The organism is Streptomyces sp. HB132 (assembly GCF_016909575.1).
GTDB lineage: Bacteria > Actinomycetota > Actinomycetes > Streptomycetales > Streptomycetaceae > Streptomyces.
This window is the reverse complement of sequence record NZ_JAFBGA010000005.1, coordinates 448,590-467,908: the sequence shown is the minus strand read 5'-3', so window position 1 is coordinate 467,908 and position 19,319 is coordinate 448,590. Positions and strand designations below refer to the sequence as shown.

The 19,319-nt window shown below is 71.1% G+C and carries 17 protein-coding genes; 12 read left to right on the top strand and 5 right to left on the bottom strand.

Annotation, left to right across the window (positions count from 1 at the left end; all coding sequences use genetic code 11):
- Positions 1-160: 160 nt before the first annotated feature.
- On the bottom strand, positions 161-883 hold the full coding sequence (locus JOC24_RS15405; RefSeq protein ID WP_205020822.1) for a FadR/GntR family transcriptional regulator: 723 nt from the start codon (positions 881-883) through the stop codon (positions 161-163).
- A gap of 194 nt (positions 884-1,077) precedes the next feature.
- On the opposite strand from JOC24_RS15405, the gene JOC24_RS15400 reads away from it, so the two are divergent.
- The 4 genes from JOC24_RS15400 to JOC24_RS15385 all read left to right on the top strand — a co-directional run bounded on the left by JOC24_RS15400 (position 1,078) and on the right by JOC24_RS15385 (position 7,024).
- Positions 1,078-2,343 carry an SLC13 family permease gene (locus tag JOC24_RS15400; protein WP_205020821.1) on the top strand — a complete coding sequence of 422 codons (1,266 nt, stop codon included), beginning with the start codon at positions 1,078-1,080 and terminating at the stop codon, positions 2,341-2,343.
- Between the two features lie 82 nt (positions 2,344-2,425).
- The gene (locus tag JOC24_RS15395) at positions 2,426-3,865 is read left to right on the top strand and encodes an acyl-CoA synthetase (protein WP_205020869.1); all 1,440 of its coding nucleotides are present in this window, start codon (positions 2,426-2,428) and stop codon (positions 3,863-3,865) included.
- Between the two features lie 486 nt (positions 3,866-4,351).
- Entirely contained in the window at positions 4,352-5,443 is a 1,092-nt protein-coding gene (locus JOC24_RS15390; protein WP_239580455.1) for a GDSL-type esterase/lipase family protein, read from the top strand.
- Between the two features lie 57 nt (positions 5,444-5,500).
- The gene (locus JOC24_RS15385; RefSeq protein WP_205020819.1) at positions 5,501-7,024 is read left to right on the top strand and encodes a hypothetical protein; all 1,524 of its coding nucleotides are present in this window, start codon (positions 5,501-5,503) and stop codon (positions 7,022-7,024) included.
- Between the two features lie 143 nt (positions 7,025-7,167).
- On the opposite strand, the gene JOC24_RS15380 is transcribed toward JOC24_RS15385, so the two are convergent.
- Both JOC24_RS15380 and JOC24_RS15375 read right to left on the bottom strand, forming a co-directional pair.
- On the bottom strand, positions 7,168-7,602 hold the full coding sequence (locus JOC24_RS15380) for a DUF2267 domain-containing protein (protein WP_205020868.1): 435 nt from the start codon (positions 7,600-7,602) through the stop codon (positions 7,168-7,170).
- Between the two features lie 310 nt (positions 7,603-7,912).
- Positions 7,913-8,347 (bottom strand): Hsp20/alpha crystallin family protein, encoded by a 435-nt coding sequence (locus JOC24_RS15375; RefSeq protein ID WP_205020818.1) that lies wholly within the window; start codon positions 8,345-8,347, stop codon positions 7,913-7,915.
- A 125-nt stretch (positions 8,348-8,472) separates the two neighbouring features.
- Here JOC24_RS15375 and JOC24_RS15370 point away from each other — a divergent pair, with 125 nt between their 5' ends.
- From JOC24_RS15370 to JOC24_RS15355, 4 genes are all read left to right on the top strand, one after another.
- A complete protein-coding gene (locus JOC24_RS15370) occupies positions 8,473-9,114 on the top strand; it encodes a type III effector protein (RefSeq protein WP_205020817.1) in 642 nt (213 codons plus the stop codon).
- 200 nt (positions 9,115-9,314) lie between these two features.
- The gene (locus JOC24_RS15365) at positions 9,315-10,115 is read left to right on the top strand and encodes an alpha/beta fold hydrolase (protein ID WP_205020816.1); all 801 of its coding nucleotides are present in this window, start codon (positions 9,315-9,317) and stop codon (positions 10,113-10,115) included.
- A complete protein-coding gene (locus tag JOC24_RS15360; RefSeq protein WP_205020815.1) occupies positions 10,112-11,374 on the top strand; it encodes a PP2C family protein-serine/threonine phosphatase in 1,263 nt (420 codons plus the stop codon). The genes JOC24_RS15365 and JOC24_RS15360 overlap by 4 nt, the downstream gene beginning before the upstream one ends.
- 62 nt (positions 11,375-11,436) lie before the next feature.
- Positions 11,437-12,723, top strand: coding sequence for a TerD family protein (locus JOC24_RS15355; RefSeq protein WP_205020814.1), 1,287 nt, complete (start codon positions 11,437-11,439; stop codon positions 12,721-12,723).
- A 43-nt stretch (positions 12,724-12,766) separates the two neighbouring features.
- Here the strand turns inward: JOC24_RS15355 and JOC24_RS15350 are convergent, their stop codons facing one another.
- On the bottom strand, positions 12,767-13,948 hold the full coding sequence (locus JOC24_RS15350) for a glycosyltransferase (RefSeq protein ID WP_205020813.1): 1,182 nt from the start codon (positions 13,946-13,948) through the stop codon (positions 12,767-12,769).
- A gap of 58 nt (positions 13,949-14,006) precedes the next feature.
- On the opposite strand from JOC24_RS15350, the gene JOC24_RS15345 reads away from it, so the two are divergent.
- The 4 genes from JOC24_RS15345 (at position 14,007) to JOC24_RS15330 (ending at position 17,637) form a co-directional block, all read left to right on the top strand.
- Positions 14,007-14,798: a glutamate racemase gene (locus JOC24_RS15345; protein WP_205020812.1), complete on the top strand. Its 792-nt coding sequence runs from the start codon at positions 14,007-14,009 to the stop codon at positions 14,796-14,798.
- Positions 14,799-14,856: 58 nt separating this feature from the next.
- Entirely contained in the window at positions 14,857-15,420 is a 564-nt protein-coding gene (locus JOC24_RS15340) for a hypothetical protein (protein ID WP_205020811.1), read from the top strand.
- A gap of 96 nt (positions 15,421-15,516) precedes the next feature.
- Entirely contained in the window at positions 15,517-17,148 is a 1,632-nt protein-coding gene (gene lnt, locus JOC24_RS15335) for an apolipoprotein N-acyltransferase (protein WP_205020810.1), read from the top strand.
- Between the two features lie 9 nt (positions 17,149-17,157).
- Entirely contained in the window at positions 17,158-17,637 is a 480-nt protein-coding gene (locus JOC24_RS15330) for an NUDIX hydrolase (RefSeq protein ID WP_205020809.1), read from the top strand.
- 52 nt (positions 17,638-17,689) lie between these two features.
- Here JOC24_RS15330 and JOC24_RS15325 read toward each other — a convergent pair whose 3' ends face one another.
- Positions 17,690-19,081 (bottom strand): MFS transporter, encoded by a 1,392-nt coding sequence (locus JOC24_RS15325; RefSeq protein WP_205020808.1) that lies wholly within the window; start codon positions 19,079-19,081, stop codon positions 17,690-17,692.
- Between the last annotated feature and the right edge of the window lie 238 nt (positions 19,082-19,319).

Sequence of the window (19,319 nt, the reverse complement as noted above, 5' to 3'; positions counted from 1 at the left end):
ACATAAGTTAAGCCCACGATGTGCCGGTTGGGGAGACCCAATCTTCGGGTTATCCGATTTGCGCTGTTTTCGGCCATCTGACCTGGCAAAACATCGTTACGGACTCCTCCGACCGCGAAGGCTCGCCGATGAAGATCCGATGACGCTCCGCGGGCGCTGTTCAGGGGGTCCCGTCGGTGGGGTCCGGCTCCGGATTCCAGTCCAGGAGCCTCACCTTCGCGACGGTGCGGACATGGCGCCGCATCGCTGCGGCGGCGGCCTTGCCGCGCTGTTCCTCGATCGCGTCGAGGATCGCCCTGTGCTGGGTCAGGGAGCGGCCGGGCCGGTGGGGCTGGCGCAGGGACTCGTGCCTGCTCTCGGTGATCTGGTCGGCGATGGACCGCATGAACTCGGCGAGCAGCGCGCTGTGGGCGGCCGCCGTCACGGAGGCGTGGAAGCGCCGGTCGCCTTCGACGCCGTGGCCGCCGTCGGCGATCTCCGCGGCCATGTGGGCGAGCGACGCCCTCAGCGCGGTCAGGTCCTCCTCTGTGCGGCGCTCCGCCGCGAGTTCGGCGAGCTTCGTCTCCAGCGCCTCGCGGGCCTCCAGCACGTCGGGCAGCCTGCGCCGGCGCTCGACGAGCCGCTCGACCGGTTCGGCGTCCAGCCCTCTTCCGAGGAGGTAGGTGCCGCCTCCGTGCCGCACCTCGACGAGCCCCTGAACCTCGAGGACGACGATGGCCTGCTTCACCGACGCCCTTGATACACCCAGGCGTTGGGCGAGATCGCGCTCCGGCGGGAGTCTGTCGCCGGCCACCAGACCGCTCTCGGCCGCGTACGAACGCAGCCGGTCGAGCACTTGCTCGTACAGCCGGGTACGCCCCATGGGCCGCAGTGCGTCGGACATCCCCTGCCCCCTTCGGGAGGGCCCCCGCGCCCTCCTGGCTCCGGAAGCCTAACAGCGCCCAGTGGTCCAGAGGCTGAACCAATAACGCACGCCCCCTTGACGGTTGCCACCGCGGCCCCGACTCTGAGTGCCGTCAACAGGCTGAGTGGCTCATCCACTGGGCCAATGAGGGTCGGCTCGGACGGGAGCCCGCAATGTCCGCGGAACTCATCTCAATCCTCGTACTCGTGGTGGTCTTCGTGATCGCCACCACGCGCTCGATCAATATGGGCGCGCTCGCCTTCGCCGCCGCGTTCGCGGTGGGCGAGCTGGTCGCCGGCCTGGACGCGGACGGCATCTTCGCCGGATTCCCGGGAGACCTCTTCGTCGTCCTGGTGGGCGTCACCTACCTGTTCGCGATCGCCAGGGCCAACGGCACCACGGACTGGCTGGTGCAGGCGTCCATACGTCTGGTCGGCGGGCGGATCGCTCTGATCCCCTGGGTGATGTTCGTGATCACCGGGGCGCTGACGGCGATCGGCGCGGTCAGCCCGGCCGCGGTGGCGATCGTCGCGCCGATCGCCCTGAGCTTCGCCGCCCGTTACGGCATCAGCCCGCTCCTGATGGGGGCGATGGTGGTGCACGGAGCGCAGGGCGGCGGCTTCTCACCGATCAGCATCTACGGCACGATCGTGAACGGCATCCTGGAGCGCGAGAACCTCCCGGGCAACGAGATCGCGCTGTTCCTCGCCTCCCTGGTCGCCAACCTGGTGATCGCCGGCGTGGTGTTCGTGGTGTTCGGCGGCCTGAGGTCGACCCGGCACCGCACCGCGGAGAGCGCGGACGGCCCACCCGGCCATGTCGCGGAGGAGGCGGGTGCCCGGCTCGACGGGCCTCGCGCGGCCACTCTCCTCGCGCTCGTCGTTCTGGTCGTCGCCGTACTCGTCTTCGATCTGGACGCGGGTCTGACCGCCATCACCCTGGCCGTGCTGATCAGCGCCGTGTGGCCGGACACCAGCCGCAAGGCGGTCGGTGCGATCGCCTGGCCCACCGTGCTGCTCATCTGCGGTGTACTGACCTACGTCGGCGTGCTCGAGGAGATGGGCACCATCACCTGGGCCGGGGAGGGAGTCGGAGGTATCGGGGTCCCGCTGCTCGCGGCCCTGCTGCTCTGCTACATCGGCGCGATCGTGTCGGCGTTCGCCTCGTCCGTCGGCATCATGGGCGCGCTGATCCCGCTTGCCGTGCCGTTCCTCGCGCTCGGAGAGATCGGGGTGGTCGGGATGATCGCGGCACTGGCAGTGTCGGCGACCGTGGTGGACGTCAGCCCCTTCTCGACCAACGGCGCTCTCGTTCTCGCCGCGGCGCCGGACGTCGACCGGGACCGGTTCTTCCGGCAGTTGATGGTGTACGGCGGGGTCGTCGTCGCCGTGGTGCCGGCCGCGGCGTGGCTCGTCCTGGTGGTGCCAGGATTCGGATGACTCCCAGCAGGCACCTGGCCACGGCCTTCGATTCTCCGCCGGTCCGTCGATTGGAGTACGACGCGTGAACGCCCCCACGACAATGTTCCCCGCACTGGCCGAGAGCGGTTCGAGGCCCGCCCTGCAGTTCGGTGACCGGATCCTGTCCTACGCCGGACTCGTGGCGTCGGCCGGCTCCCTCGCCGCGACCCTGGGCGCGGAACGCAGGGTCGCCGTGTGGGCGACGCCGACCCTGGAGACCGCGGTCGGCGTGGTGGCGGCGCTCCTCGCCGGGGTGCCCGCGGTGCCGATCAATCCACGGACCGGCGGGCGCGAACTGGCGCACATCGTCGCCGACAGCGAGCCGTCACTGGTCCTGGCCGCGGTCGGCGACGAACTTCCCGCCGTCCTCGACGAACTTCCTCGTAGGGACGTCGACGCAGCGGCGGGACCGAGGGGCGTACTCCCCGCTGAGCCGGGGCCCGACCATCCGGCACTGATCGTCTACACCTCCGGTACCACCGGCCCGCCGAAGGGCGCGGTGCTGCCACGTCGAGCCCTGACCAGCACGCTGGACGCGCTGCAGGACGCCTGGAGATGGGACGCCGACGATGTGCTGGTGCACGCGCTGCCCCTGTTCCACGTGCACGGTCTGATCCTCGGCGTCCTCGGTCCCTTGCGCCGCGGCGGATCCGTGCGCCACCTGGGGCGGTTCAGCACCGAGGGGGTGGCACGGGAGCTGAGGGCCGGGGCAACGATGCTGTTCGGCGTGCCGACCATGTACCACCGTATCGCCGAGGCCCTCTCCACGGAGGGCGGGGACACCGCCCTCGCCGAAGCGCTGTCCGGCGCGCGCCTGCTCGTGTCGGGATCGGCCGCGCTTCCGGCGCGTGACCACCAACGGATCGCGGCGGCCACGGGCCGGGCCGTCATCGAGCGGTACGGGATGACGGAGACCCTGATGAACACCAGTGTGCGCGCGGACGGTGAGCCCCGGGCGGGGACCGTGGGAGTACCCCTGCGGGGCGTCGAGCTGCGGCTCGTCGACGAGACGGGTGCACCGCTCGGCACGGGGCCGGACATCGTGGGCGAGGTACAGGTACGAGGCCCGAACCTCTTCAGCGAGTACCTCAACCGGCCCGAGGCCACCGCGGAGGCGTTCACCGAGGACGGCTGGTTCCGCACCGGGGACATGGCGATCCGGGATCAGGACGAGTACGTACGGATCGTCGGCCGCAAAGCCACCGATCTCATCAAGAGCGGCGGGTACAAGATCGGCGCGGGCGAGATCGAGAACGCGCTGATGGAGCATCCCGGTGTGAGGGACGCGGCCGTGACGGGCGAGCCGGATGCCGACCTGGGGGAGCGGATCGTGGCATGGGTCGTGCCGGAGGATCCACAACACCGCCCGGAATTCGCTGAGTTGGCCGACCATGTGGCTGCTCAGCTCGCCCCGCACAAACGGCCGCGGATCGTGCGCTACCTCGCGGAGCTCCCCCGCAACGACCTCGGCAAGATCATGAAGCGCGCTCTGGGCGTGTGAGGGCACGGTGCGGACGGTGACCGGCGTCCGCGGTCCCCGGACGCCCGTCGCCCGCGTGGATGAGCTGCGGATCCGGCCGCAGGGCCTGACCGAACCCGGCTTCCGGCGGGGCCGGTGGCGTGGACCGCCTGATCTGCCGCCCTCCGGGCGGGGGCCGGGCGGCTCCCGCGAAGGAGGCATACGCATCCGGTCCGGGCCCGGGACGGCCACTCGGCACGGAACACCTTCCCCTCCCCACGGAAAGGCAAGTCCATGATCAGATCATTCCTCACCGGAGTCCGCCGCCATCGGGTGTCGGCCGGACGCCTCTCGATCGCCCTGGCCACCACCTCGATAACGGCGGCTCTCGTTCTCCCCGCCCCGGCGACCCAAGCCGCGGGTGACAGCGCATCCGGACAACGGCCCGGCGCGCGGGCCTGGTTCACGACGTGGGCCGGCGCACAGCACGACCTGGCCCCTGCTCCCTTACGCGATCAGACCGTTCGCATGATCAGCCACCTGAGCCAGGGCGGTGACGCACTGCGCATCCGGATCCAGAACACCTTCGGAACGACCCCACTCACCGTGGACGCCGCCACCGTGGGAATCACCGACGGACGGAGCGCCGCCACGCAGGGGCTCCCACGCCCCGTCACCTTCGGCGGCCGGCAGGGAGCTGTCATCCCGCCGGGCGGCGAGCTGTGGAGTGACCCCACCACCCTGACGACCCGCGCCCAGAGCGACGTAGCAATCTCCCTGTCCGTCTCCGGGACCGTCGTCCCGGGTCGGCACGGGACCGCCTTCCGCACCAACTACCTGACGGGACCGGGCACCGGCGACCACACCCGTGACGCGAGCGGAGACGCCTACACGGAGACGACCGAGTCCACCTACCTGGTCACCGCCGTGGACGTACACAACCCGCGCCTGAAGGGCAGCCTCGTCGCCTACGGCAGCTCCGTGGTCGACGGGGTCGGTTCCACCGACTGCGGACCCGGCTGCACAGAACCCGGCACCGACCGCCGCTGGACCGACGGTCTCGCCCGGCGGATCATCACGGAACTCCCTCCCGCACGGCAGCTCGCGGTGGCCAACGCCGGTGTCAACGGCACCACCAGCGCCGCCGACTGCCCCGAGCTCGCCGGACACCTCCGCGGCCTCGACGCACAGGCACGCCTGCAGAGGGACGTCCTCGCCCTCCACGGAGTCACCGGAGTCCTCTACTACTACGGCACCAACGACCTCCCCGCAGGATGCGGCGCCCAACAGGTGCTGGCGAGCTACCGCGACACCTTCCGCCGTCTGCACGCGGCCGGGATCAAGGTGTACGTCACTCCGGTGACCCCCCGCCCGAGCTACACCGATGAGCACAACAGGAACCGCCACACCATCAACTCGTTCGTCTCCAAGTGGAACAACTGCAGCGGCACCTGCGACGGTGTCATGAACTTCGACCAGGTCCTCAAGGACCCGCTGAAGCCGAACGCCATCAACCCGCCCTATGACACCGGGGACGGTGTCCACGCGAACATCTCCGGGCAGCAGGCCCTGGCCGACACCCTCTCGCTGCCGATGCTCGCATCCTCCGCACGGCGGTGACGACGCCCCGGTCCGGCGCCCCTGGCCGCTGGCCGCGATCACTGCCACGATGTCCCGATGCCCTCCGATCTCGCTGAGTCGTGGCTGCGTGGTGTCGCTGCCAACCCCGCCGCACCGTCCGATGTTCTGCTCCGGCTGCTGAGCGCACAGGCACATGCCACCTGGACGATCCTCTGCGAGGAGCGCGAACTTCCCGCAGAGGTCGTCGAGGCAGTGCTCGCGCACCCCGAGCGCCTGATCCGCCGCCGCTTCGCCCGCAACCGGCATGCGACCGCGGAGCAGCGCGGCCGACTGGCCGACGACGTGGACGCTCTCGTCCGCGTGGCCCTTGCCTCAGGCCCGCGCCCGCGCCTGGGCAGGGTCGAGGCCCTGCCGGACGAGATCCTGGAGCACCTGCTGACCGTGCAGGACGACGAAGACAAGGGGCACATGGTCACGGCCGACGAGATCAGACAGGAACTGGAGACCTCCGGACAGATCTCACCGGCGTTCCGCGTCCGGATGCTGAACCATCCGGACACCGAACTGCGCTACTGGGCAACGGGACTGTGGCTGTGGTTCACTCCCGGCCAACGCGATGCGCTCCTGAGTGATCCGGACCCCGTCGTGCGCGAAGCCGCGCTGAGACAGAGCCGCCTGCTGGACCCGATGGCGATGGAGAAGGAACTGCCGCAGCAGGGCGGCCACCATCGAGGCCTTCTGCTCACCAACTACGCCGTCTCCCATGCCGTGGCCGCACGGTGCCTCGCGGACCGGCGCGACCTGTGGTCCCTCGCCCACAACCCCCACACGCCCGGCGAGGCCGTCACCCGCCTCGCGCGCGATCCCGATCCCCGTGTTCGTGAGCGAGTGGCAGCCAGGGCAGATGTCGATCCGACCGTGCTGGCCGAGCTGGGCCAGGACCAGGACAGCACGGTGCGAACCCGGGCGCTGCTGCACCCGATGCCACGAACGTGGCCGGAGCGGAATGCCATCGACCGGATCATCGGCCACACGGAGGGGACCATCGGCCGCACCGCCGAGGCCATCGGCGCTGTCGACGACGTGGTCGCCGAGCCCCCGACCAGCTGGTACGAGATGTGCGCCGCGTCCACGCATCACCTGCTGCGCCGCGTCGCCGCCAGCTGCCCCCGGCTGCCCGAGGAACTCGTGCACCGCCTGGCCGACGATCCCGACGCCGACGTGCGGCACCTGCTCGCCTACAACCACCCGCTCGCACCGCCCGCGATCGTCCTCGACGCCTTCGTCGCCGCACCGGGCCGACGCGCCTACCTGCTGACGCTTCCCAGCCTGCCCCGCACCGGGCTGCACCACCTGCTTGACCACGACGACGCCGACCTCCGTGCCCTGGCCGCCGCCGACACCGGCCTCGCCCAGCCACCGCTCCACCTGCTCGCCGACCCCGAGCCGCGCGTTCGTCGCGCGGCGGCCGCCAACCCGCTCCTTCCCCTCGACGTGATCTCATCGCTCCTCGACACCCCGGAGCACGCCGAAGGGGCCGCAGCCAACCCCGGCCTGCCCGCCGAACGCCTGCACGGGCTCCTCGACCTGGGCGGGCTGCCCCGACCGGCGACCACGTAGACCCTGGGCCCCGGCCCGCGCCGGGGCCGATCGCCGGCAGCACGCGGACAGGGCTCCGACGAGGTGATCGCCGGAGCCCTGTGTTCAGTCCGGACCCGTCGTCGGTTCACCGCTGAGGGCTCAGCGCTTTCCGCCCGTACCGTTCACGCGGCCTGAATGAGTTCCGCGCGCCCGAACAACAAGGCGTATCCGGGAGGGAGCTGAGTGAGGATGCGGTCCAGGAGGCCAGGGCCGGCCAGGTGGCCGATCACGGCGAGGACGGCTCCCGCGTCCCAGCGGGCGGTGGCAGGAGTGCCGCCTGCGCGGGCGGCCAGGTCCTTGACGAAACCCCATCCGGTGAGCGGTTGACGCCCCGTCTCCTGCCCGGTGAGGTCGGACGAGACCTCGGCCGGGAGGCGGGCGGCAAGGTCGACGCGTTCGTCACCGGTGAGCTGACGGCCCAGCGCTGCCAGCACGGCGTGTATGACGTCCTCGGCTCGCTGCCGGGTGGGATACGCGCCTTCGTACCGGACCCTCTCCACCATCTGAAGGAACGTCATGTCGGCTCGGGACGTGTCCTGTTCGGGCAGCGGAAGCATCGCGGAGTGGTTGCCTTTCTCGTTCGGAGGGTTGTTCGCCCGCGCAGCGGACCGACCGGAGGAACGCAGGCCGGCCTTGCTGAACGTGTGAGCGGTCACGCTTTCGCGGGATCAGGTGTCATGGGCAGTGTCCAAGGGGGGCGACGGGAGCCGGGGGTGGCCAGGTCGTCCCGGACATGACCCACCGGATGCGCGCTCCCCCACAGCCGAGGCGGTACGTGGGCCGACCGCGTGCGCGGTGCGAAGGACGGGGGAGCGGGAAAGGCCGGTGCCCGTCCTTCGCACCGCACGGGTCGAGTGACCGCGTGCCTCAGCTGTCGATCTGCTTGCGCCCGGACTGCCCGCCGATCGTGATCTTGCGGGGCTTGGCGCGCTCGGCGATCGGGATGCGCAGGGTCAGCACCCCTGCGTCGTAGTCGGCCGTGATGCGTTCGGTGTCCAAGGTGTCGGCCAGTACCAGCTGGCGGGAGAACGCACCGAAGGGGCGTTCGGAGAGCTCCATCTGCACGCTCTCGGCCCGGCCGACGGGGTGTCGCTCGGCCTTGACGGTGAGCATGTTCCGCTCGACATCGATGTCCAGCGCCTCCTCGGCCACACCGGGCAGGTCGAAGACGATCACGTACTCCTCACCTTCCCGATAGGCGTCCATCGGCATGGCCGAGGGCCGCGACCGGGTGCCGGTGACGCCCGTGAACTGCTGTGCGAGCCGGTCGAGTTCACGGAAGGGGTCGGTGCGCATCAACATAGCGAAAACACCTCCACAGGTCTGGCAGTAACTGCCAATGCGCTTCAGGTTCCACCGTTGTAGCATGTCATCGAAAGGATGACAACTGGAGTGTCATCCGAACGGTGACACAGAGAGGGACCTTCATGACCGACTCATCCGAGCCCCGTGACCCCACGCCTTTCCTCGCCGCCGCGGCAGCGCTGAACGCGATGGACCGGGCGGTCCGCACCACCCGGGCGGAGGTGCACCCCGAGGACGGGAAGGCCGGTGCGGACCAGGCCCTGGCCGCGCTCCTCCTCCTGCGTGAACTCCGCGATCAGCTCGCAGGATGGGAACCCGGCCTGATCGAGGCGGCCCGGGCGGCGGGTTCCAGCTGGGCGGACCTGGCCCACCCCCTGGGCGTCGCCAGCCGTCAGGCCGCTGAGCGGCGCTACCTCCGCGTACGCCCCGGCGCTCCCGGAGCCACCGGCGAACAGCGCGTACAGGCCACCCGCAGCCGTCGCGCCGCCGACCGCACCGTGGCCGCCTGGGCGAGGGCCAACGCCGCCGGCCTGCGCCAGCTCGCCGGTCAGATCACCGCCCTCACCGACCTCCCCGTCCGGGCCCGCACCCCCCTCGCCCGTCTGGCCGAAGCCCTCGCCGACAACGACGCCGCCAATCTGATCGGCCCACTCGCCGACACCCACACCTATCTCGAGGCCGGCCATCCGGACCTCGCGGCTCGCGTCGACACCGTCGCCCACGGTGCGGACGGGCTCCGCCGGGCCGGCGGCGATGGCCGCTGATCCCTCCTGCCTCCGGCCGGCCCCCGGAACCACCGGCACGGATCGGCCCGCCGGTCAGCCGTGCCCCAGGGCCGGCGGTGTCGGGCGGAGTCGCGTCCGAGACCCTTTCCGCTGCCGGTGACCGATGTGATCGCCGCTGGTCGATGGTTTCCCCGTGTGGAGGCCGGGCCGTCACGCGCCGGAAATGTCAGGATGTTCTCATGGACGTTCGGAAGAGGAACCGAGTGTCGGTGACGGGCCTGGACAGTGGCCCGGTGGTGATGCTCGCCCACGGGTTCGGATGCGATCAGAGCCTGTGGCGTCTGGTCGCGCCCGAACTGGAGAAGCGCTTCCAGGTGGTCCTCTTCGACCACGTGGGGGCGGGGCGCTCCGATGCGTCCGCCTGGAGCCCCGAGAGGTACTCCTCCTTGGACGCCTATGCGCAGGACGTGATCGAGATCTGCCGGGAGCTCAACCTCGGGCCGGTGAGCTTCGTCGGGCACTCGGTCAGTTCCATGATCGGTGTGCTCGCCGCCGTGCGGGAGCCCGCGCTGTTCGACAGCCTTGTCCTCCTCGCCCCGTCGCCGTCGTACATCGATGACGGCGACTACCACGGTGGATTCAGCGAGCAGGACATCGACGAACTGCTCGAGTCGCTGGACAGCAACTACCTGGGCTGGTCCGCGACGATGGCGCCGGTGATCATGGGGAACCCGGAGCGTCCCGAACTGGGTGAAGAGCTGACCAACAGCTTCTGCCGAACGGATCCGGAGATCGCGCGGGTCTTCGCCAGAGCGACCTTCCTGTCGGACAACCGGGCGGATCTCGCGAACGTGACGGTGCCGACGCTCATCGCCCAGAGCGCGCGCGACACGATCGCCCCACGCGAGGTGGGTGCCTTCGTCCACGGACAGATCGCCGGCAGCGAACTCGTCACGCTGAACTCGACGGGCCACTGTCCGCAGCTCAGCGCCCCCGAGGAAACGGCCGAGGCGATCATCGCCTTCGTGCAGGGGCCGTGACGGTGCACCCGGGCGGCGCCGAGGACAACGCTTCGTGGGCGGCCGGGGATCGTGAGCAGGAACAGCTGCCGTTCTCCGCCCTGCTGGAGGACAGTGCGGAGGACCTGTACGAGAACGCGCCGTGCGGTTACCTCTCCACGCTGCTGGACGGGCGGATCGCCAAGGTCAACCAAACCCTGCTGACATGGCTCGGATACCGTCGGGACGAACTGGTCGGCCACAAACGGTTCTCCGACCTGCTGACCGTCGGTGGCAGGCTGTATCACGAGACGCACTTCTCACCGCTGCTGCGGATCCAGGGCGTGATCAGCGGCATCGCCCTGGAGCTCAAGGCGGCGGACGGCAGCCGGCTACCCGTCATGGTCACCTCGGTCCTCAAGCGGGACAGCGAGGGTGAGCCCTTGCTGATCCGCACCACCCTCCTGGACGCCCAGGACAGGCGCACCTACGAACGTGAACTCCTGCGATCCCGACGGGAGGCCGAGCACGACCGCGAACGTCTGCAACGCCTGGCCACCACCCTGCAGCGAACCTTGATCCCGCCGGCTCTCCAGCCGGTTCCGGGCCTGGACGTCGCCGCGCACTACCACTTCGCGTCCTCCGACGAGGTGGGCGGGGACTTCTACGACCTGTTCCCGCTGGCCGCCGGGCGCTGGGCGTTCTTCATGGGGGACGTGCGCGGCAAGGGAGCGGACGCGGCCGTGGTGACGTCCCTGGCCCGGTACACCCTGCGAGCGGCGGCGGTCTCCGATCCTGTACCGGCCACGGTCCTGGCCAACCTCAACACCGCACTCTGCCAGGCGTCCCAGGACGACGAACCGCGGTTCTGCACCGTGATCTTCGGCCTCCTCACACCCCGTGCGGAGGGTGGGGGATTCCATATCGTCCTGGCCGGTGGCGGCCACCCCGCGGCCGTGTTGCTGAGGGCCGACGGCAGCGCCGACTACGTCCCCACGCCGGGCGGTCAGCTGGTCGGCGTCGTACCGGACGCCGAGTTCACCACAGTCACCGTGGACCTGGGGCCCGGTGACACCCTGCTGCTCTACACCGACGGTCTGACCGAGGCGCACGCCCCGCGCACGGGCGAACGTTTCGGCGACGAAGCGCTCCTGGACGTGGCGCGGGATCTCGCACCCGTCTCAGCTTCCGGTGCCGTCGAGGCCCTCACCGTGCTCTTGGACGGGTTCGGTGAGGGACTTGACGACGACACCGCGCTCCTCGCCATGGGCGTCGCCTCCCGGAGCCCCCGGTTGGGGTAAGTGGGCTCCCGGCGCACCAAGGATTAGGTTGGCGGGAGACGTTCCGGGCAGCCGGACTCGAAATGGGGGCGAGCATGACCATGCAAAAGGGAACCAATGTCGCGGTGCCGGCTCAGGCCGTGCGGGTCGAACTGGGCTGGCGCACCTCTCCCGGTACACCCGATGTGGATGCCTCGGCGCTCCTCCTCGTGTCGGGGAAGGTACGCGGCGACACGGACTTCGTCTTCTACAACCAGCCGGTGCACGGGTCCGGTGCGGTGCGCCACGAGGGAAAGCAGACGGCCGGGGGAGCCGTGACGGACAGCCTCACGGTCGATTTCGCCCGGATGGAGCCGGCGATCGACCGCGTCGTGGTGGCGGCCTCTGCCGACGGCGGCACCTTCGGACAGGTGACCGGCCTGTACGTCAGGATCGTGGACCCGGCGAACGGATCGGAGATCGCGCGCTTCGACAGCGCGGACGCGACGGTCGAGACCGCGTTCATCCTCGGAGAGCTCTACCTGCGCCAGGGCGCGTGGAAGTTCAGGGCCGTGGGCCAGGGGTACGACACCGGACTCGGAGGTCTCGCGACCGACTTCGGCATCTCCGTCGACGAGCCGCGGCAGGCACCGCCGGCCCAGCGGCCCCAGCAGGCGCCCCGGCCACCCGCTCACCCCGTCGCCCCTCCGGCCGCCCCCACACCCCCGCCCGGGCCCCCCGTCGTGCAGGCCGTGCGGCTGACCAAGGTCACGCTGACGAAGGACGCCCCTTCGGTCTCGCTGTCGAAACAGGGCGGCACGTCCGGAGCGCTGCGCGTCAACCTCAACTGGGAGGTGCGCAAGCAGTTCAAGGGCTGGGGCGCGAAACTCGGCAGGGCCGTCGCCATGCACGGGGATCTCGATCTCGACCTCTGCGCCCTGTACGAACTCACCGACGGGAGCAAGGGAGTCGTGCAGGCACTGGGAAACGCGTACGGCTCCCTGCGGCAGCCGCCGTACATCCACCTCGACGGGGACGACCGTACCGGCGCTGTCTCCAGCGGCGAGAACCTGACGGTCAACCTCGACCACAAGGACCGGCTGCGCCGTGTTCTGATCTTCGTCACCATCTACGAGGGCGCCCGGAGCTTCGCCGATCTGCATGCCACGGTCACACTCCAGCCGCAGAACGGCGCGGCGATCGACTTCTCCCTCGACGAGTGCGACGTCCCCTCCACCGTGTGCGCGCTCGCGCTGATCACCAGCGACGGGCAAGACCTCACCGTGCAGCGCGAGGCCCGCTATCTCGTCCCCCAGCGCGGGGTGAGCCCCCAGCGGACCATCGACGCCGCCTACGGCTGGGGCATGAACTGGACCCCCGGGCGCAAGTGACCCGGCGGCGGGCGGACCGCGGCCACCCCGGCTGAACAAGGGCTCAGGGCTCCGGTGCGGCCTCGGGGCGGGCGTACGTACGTCCCTTCCAGGCTGCACCGAACCCCCGGTGGTGCTGTACCGCGGAATCGACCGTCATCAGGAGATAGAGGACCGCGGTGAACGGCAGCAGCGGCGCCAGCCACAGCGACTGCCGGTAGTACCCGAGCATCGGCATGTAGGTCCCCGCCATGACCGCCCAGGCCGCCCCGCCCGCCGCCGCGGCCACCGGATCGCCGGTCAGCAGCCCCGCGCCCAGCGTGACGGGTGGTGCCACGTAGACCAGGACCAGCCCGAGGACCGTGCCGGCCAGCAGCGACGGGCTGTGGCGCAGTTGCGCGTACGCACTCCGCGCGACCATGCGCCACAGGTCCGCCAGCCGTGGACCGGGCCGCACGCTGTCCACCCGTTCGGCGAGCCCCAGCCAGATGCGGCCCCCGCTGCGCCGCACCGCACGCGCCAGGGAGACGTCGTCGATCACCGCCTGACGGATGGACTCCGGGATCCGCGCGCGCTCGGCGGCTCCGGCCCGCAGCAGTACACAGCCGCCCGCCGCCGCGGCCGTCCTCGACCCCTTGCCGTTCACCCGACGGAAGGGGTAGAGCTGCCCGAAGAAGTACACGAAGGCCGGCACGAGCAGCCGCTCCCAGGTACTCGTCACCCGCAGCCTGGCCATCTGCGAGACCAGGTCGAAGCCGTCGGCCCCCTCGGGACCGGCCGCGGCGACGAGTTCCCGCAGGCTGTCCGGTTCATGGGCGATGTCGGCGTCCGTCAGGAGCAGGAACTCGGGTTCCCGCTGCCGGGCCAGCGCCATGCCGTGACGCAGCGCCCAGAGCTTGCCCGTCCAGCCCGGCTCCGGCTCACCGGGCGTGACCACCGTCAACGGCAGCCCGCCGTACCGCTCGGACAGCGTCCGGGCGAGCTCGCCCGTGCCGTCTCCGCTGCAGTCGTCGACCAGATAGACCTCCGCGTCACCCGGATAGTCCTGGGCGAGCAGTGACGGCAGGCTCGTCGGCAGGAGCTCGGCCTCGTCCCTCGCGGGCACGACCACGGCCACCGAGGGCCAGCGCGCCGGGTCCCGGCGTGCCGGCAGCCGCTGGTCGGTCCGCCAGAAGAAGCCCTGGCCCAGCAACAGCCACATCCACACGATCAGCGAACCCACGGCGGTCCAGGCAACGGCGCTCATCCGTCGAAGTGTGCCCCACTCCGGCGGCGCCGCAAGGGCTGTCGACTATGGTGACCGGGTGAAGATCGCACTCATGGACTCGGGAATCGGCCTCCTCGCGGCAGCGGCCGCTGTACGCCGGCTACGGCCCGACGCCGATCTGGTGCTGTCCTCGGACCCGGGTTCGATGCCCTGGGGGCCCCGCACGTCCGAGGACGTGACCCGGCGGGCGCTCGCCGTGGCTCGCGCGGCCGCCGCCCACGGGCCGGACGCCCTGATCGTCGCCTGCAACACCGCCTCCGTCCACGCCCTGCCGACCCTGCGGGCCGAGCTGGAGCCCGGCCTCCCGGTCGTCGGCACGGTGCCCGCGATCAAGCCGGCCGCCGCGGGCGGTGGCCCCTTCGCCATCTGGGCCACGCCGGCGACCACCGGGAGCCCCTACCAGCGTGGGCTGATCAACGACTTCGCGCGGGCCGTGGACGTGACCGAGGTGCCCTGCCCCGGTCTCGCCGACGCGGTCGAGCACGCCGACGAGGAGGCGATCGACCGCGCGGTGGCCGCTGCCGCCGCCCTCACCCCGGCCGGGGTGACGGACGTCGTCCTCGGCTGCACCCACTACGAACTGGTGGCCGAACGCATCCGCGCCGCGGTGGAGCGCGACAGGACCGGCCGGAAGCCGCTCGTGCTTCACGGCTCCGCCGACGCGGTGGCGGCCCAGGCACTGCGCCGCATCGGGGCCGCTCCCGCTCCGTCGGCCGAACCCGTCGGCACCCTCACCGTGCTCCTCGGAGGAGACGCCGGTGACCTGCCCGGGCCCGCCCTGTCCTACGCCGAGGGCCTGCTGCTCAAGGCCGTCAGCCCCGCCGTCTGAGCCCCGCCGGGCTCGCGCGCACCTCCCCATGTCTCGGAACGTGGGTACGCTGCTTGGCATGACGGACCTCCCCGGCGACGCGCGGCACGGTTCGAGCCAGGCCCGGAGCATGGTCTGGACGGGACGGGCGACCAATCACTTCCAGTGGCTGCTGGCGGCAGTGGGGGCGGGCTGTCTCGCGCTCGGCATCCAACTGGCCGTCGGCTCGGCGTGGGGCGGCGGAATCGCCCCCCTGCTCATGTCCGTCATCGGCTGTGTCGCCGCCGGACTCCTGATCCTCTTCGGCACCCTCGCCTTCGTGCACGTGGCCGTCAAGGTCGACGGCGACGCCCTTGAGGTGCGCTGCGGCCATGTGGGGCTGCCCAGGCGCCGCATCCTGCTCACCCATGTGGTGGGCGCGGACTTCGCCCCCAGGGTCACCCCGCGCCAGTGGGGCGGCTGGGGCTACCGCTGGCGCCCCGACCAGGGCACGGCCGTGGTCGTGCGACGGGGCGAGGGGCTGGTGCTCCGGCTGGGGGACGGCAGGAGCTTCACCGTAACGGTGGACGACGCGGAGGCGGCCGTCCGCTTCATCCGAGACCGGCTGCACCTGCCGGCCACCGGGAAGACCCCGGGGCACTGAGTCCGGGCGGAGCCGTTCGGCGGCGGCAGGCCGTCCCGACTGGTGGCGGCAGGAGCGGCTGCCGGGCTCACAGCCGTCCACCGTAGACTCCGGCAGGTGAGCGCCACCGTCATCACCGCCGAACCGCCGCCCGCCCCCGTGTCCCGCAGCAGCAAGCTGTGGCCGCGGCTCGTCCGGCCGGCCGCAGCCGTACTGTCGGGTGCGCTGCTCTACGCCAGCTTCCCTCCCCGGCCCCTGTGGTGGCTGGTGCTGCCCGGCTTCGCCCTGCTGGGCTGGGTCCTCACGGCACGCAGGCCGCGTGCGGCGCTGGGCCTCGGCCTCCTCGCCGGGCTCGGCTTCATGCTGCCGCTGCTGCACTGGACGGGCGAGGAGGTCGGCCCCGTCCCCTGGCTCGCCCTCGCGCTCGCCGAAGCCCTGTTCATCGCCATCGGCTGCGCCGGCATCGCCGCGGTCTCCCGGCTCCCGTACTGGCCCGTCTGGGCAGCGGCCGTGTGGGCCCTGGACGAGGCGCTCCGCGCCCGCGTCCCCTTCGGCGGCTTCCCCTGGGGCAAGATCGCCTTCGGCCAGGCCGACAGCGCCTTCCTGCCGCTCGCCGCGCTGGGCGGCACCCCGCTCCTGACGTTCGCCGTCGTGCTGTGCGGCTTCGGACTCCTGGAAGCCGTCCGGCAGGTCCGCCGCCACCGCCTCACCGGCACCGTGCCCCGTTCCGCCGTCGTCGCGGCGGCCGTCACCGTGGCCGCTCCGGTCGCCGCCGCCCTCGCGGCCCTCCCGCTCGTCGACGACTCGCCCGAGGACGGCACCGCCACGGTCGCCGCGATCCAGGGCAACGTGCCGCGCCTGGGGCTCGACTTCAACTCCCAGCGCAGGGCCGTCCTGGACAACCACGCGGCGCGCACGGAACAGCTCGCCCGCGACGTGCAGGCGGGGAAGGCGCCCCAGCCCGACTTCGTCCTGTGGCCGGAGAACTCGTCCGACCTCGACCCCTACCGCAACGCCGACGCCCGCGACGCCATCGACCGGGCCGTGCGGGCCATCGGTGCCCCCACGGTCATCGGCGCCGTCCTCACCCCCGACACCGGGCCGCTGCGCAACACCCTCATCGAGTGGGACCCGGAGAACGGCCCCGTGGACACCTACGACAAGCGGCACATCCAGCCGTTCGGCGAGTACATGCCGATGCGGTCCGTCGCACGCGTCTTCAGCAAGGACGTCGACCGGGTGCAGCGGGACTTCGGCCCCGGCACGAAGGTAGGGGTGTTCGACCTGGCGGGCACGAAGGTCGGGCTCGTGACCTGCTACGAGGCGGCGTTCGACGACGCCGTACGCGACACGGTCAAGGACGGCGGACAGCTGATCGCCGTACCGAGCAACAACGCGACCTTCGGGCGCAGCGAGATGACCTACCAGCAGTTGGCGATGAGCCAGGTGCGCGCCGTCGAGCACGGGCGCTCCGTCGTCGTGCCCGTCACCAGCGGCGTCAGCGCGGTGATCCGCCCGGACGGCACGATCGTCGAGAAGACGAAGATGTTCACCCCGGACGCACTGGTCGACGAGGTGCCCCTGCGGTCCTCGCTCACACCGGCCACCCGGCTGGGAACCCTGCCCGAGGGCGTCCTGGCGCTCCTCGGCCTGGGCGGTCTCGGCTGGGCGGCCACCCGGTGGACGCGTGCACGGAAGGAGCGGAAGGACCTGACGGCCGGCCAGGAGGACGCCACGTCCGCCACGTAGTCTCCTCGCATGGCCACTCCTGACTTCATCCGCGACATCCGCGCGACCGCCGGACACCAGCTCCTCCTCCTGCCGGGAGTCACCGCAGTCGTCTTCGACGACGGGGGCCGGGTGCTGCTCGGCCGGCGGGCGGACACCGGCAAGTGGTCGCTCATCGGCGGCATCGGCGAGCCCGGTGAGGAGCCCGCGCTGACGGCGGAGCGTGAGGTGTACGAGGAGACGGCGGTGCACTGCGTCGCGGAGCGGGTCGTGCTCACCCAGGCGCTGAAGCCCGTGCAGTACGCCAACGGCGACCGGTGCCAGTACGTCGACATCACGTTTCGCTGCCGGGCCACCGGCGGCGAGGCGCGGGTGAACGACGACGAGTCGCTGGAAGTCGGTTGGTTCGACATCGACACCCTGCCGCCGCTGAGCGAGTTCTCGCTGTTCCGGATCAAGCAGTCCCTCAGCGACGGCCCCACCTGGTTCGCACGGAGCCCCGAAGCCTGACGGGCCCGGCTCCCCCGGCAGCGGTGGAGGCGGGCCCTTCGGCGCCGTCGGGTCAGACGCTCCGCGCGTCGGTGGGCAGTGCCGCGGAGTCCGCGGCCGGCCGGCCGGTCTCCGGCTCGATGTCCGTGAGGTCCCGGTTCCTGGTCTCCTTGGCGCAGACGATCGCCAGCACGGTGATCAGCGCGGCGGCGATGACGTACAGCGAGATCGGCGTCGAACTGCCGAAGTCGGCGAGCAGCGCCGTGGCGATGAGAGGCGCCGGGGCACCTGCGGCCACCGACGAGAACTGGGCGCCGATCGACGCGCCCGAGTAACGCATCCGCGTCGCGAACATCTCCGCGAAGAAGGCCGCCTGCGGCGCGTACATGGCACCGTGGAAGATCAGCCCGACCGTGACGGCGAGCAGCAGGCTCCCGAAGCTCCTGCTGTCGATCAGCGCGAAGAACGGGAACATCCACAGCGCCACACCGATGGCGCCGACCAGGTAGACGGGCCTGCGCCCGATCCGGTCGGACAGCGCGCCCCACAGCGGGATCACGGCGAAGTGCACGGCGGAAGCGACGAGTACGGCGTTGAGCGCCGTCTGCTTGCTCAGCTCCGCGGCTGTCGTCGCGTAGACGAGGATGAACGCGGTGATCACGTAGTAGCTGATGTTCTCGGCCATCCGCGCACCCATGGCGATCAGCACATCGCGCCAGTGATGCCGCAGGACCGCGACCAGGGGCATCTTCTCGGCGGGGGCGGCATCCGCCTTGCGCTGCTCGGCCTGGGCGAGGGCCGCCTTGAAGACGGGCGACTCATCGACGGAGAGGCGGATCCACAGTCCCAGGATCACGAGTACGCCGGAGAGGAGGAAGGGAATCCGCCAGCCCCAGGCCTCGAACGCGGACTCGGACATGAGAGCGGTGAGGGCGGACAGCACCGCCGTCGCGAGCAGCTGGCCGGCGGGCGCGCCCGTCTGGGGCCACGACGCCCAGAACCCCCGCCGTTTCGAGTCGCCGTGCTCCGAGACGAGCAGCACGGCGCCGCCCCATTCGCCCCCGAGGGCGAAGCCCTGAACCAGGCGCAGCACCGTGAGCAGGACGGGTGCGGCGGAACCGATGGTGGCGTGTGTCGGCAGGAGGCCGATGGCGAAGGTCGCGCCTCCCATCATCAGCAGGCTCAGCACCAGCAGCTTCTTGCGCCCGAGCCGGTCTCCGTAGTGCCCGAAGACCAGGGCCCCGACCGGACGCGCGGCGAAGCCGACCGCGTAGGTGAGGAAGGAGAGGAGGGTGCCGACGAGCGGGTCGGAGTCGGGGAAGAACAGCTTGTTGAAGACCAGCGCGGCAGCGGAGCCGTAGAGGAAGAAGTCGTACCACTCCACCGTGGTCCCGACGAGACTCGCGGCGACGATGCGGCGGAGATTGGACGGGGGTGGGGGAGCGGTTGCTGCTGGGGCGGTCATGGATACCACTTCCGGACAGTTGGCGGGGACGTTTCCGTGTCGCCATACCGTAGGAAGGGGCAGGTCAGGGGCGTATGTGGCGGGACACCATAGTTCGGGTGCGAGGTGTGCGGGCGGGCGCTACGGGTGGTGTTCCGGCCCGCTCGGGTCTCGGGAGCGAGTGGGGGCAACTGTCTGGATCGCGGCGTTCGGCGTGTTTTCGAGGCGGTGCCGACTCCGACCTGCCGCCGCGCCTTGT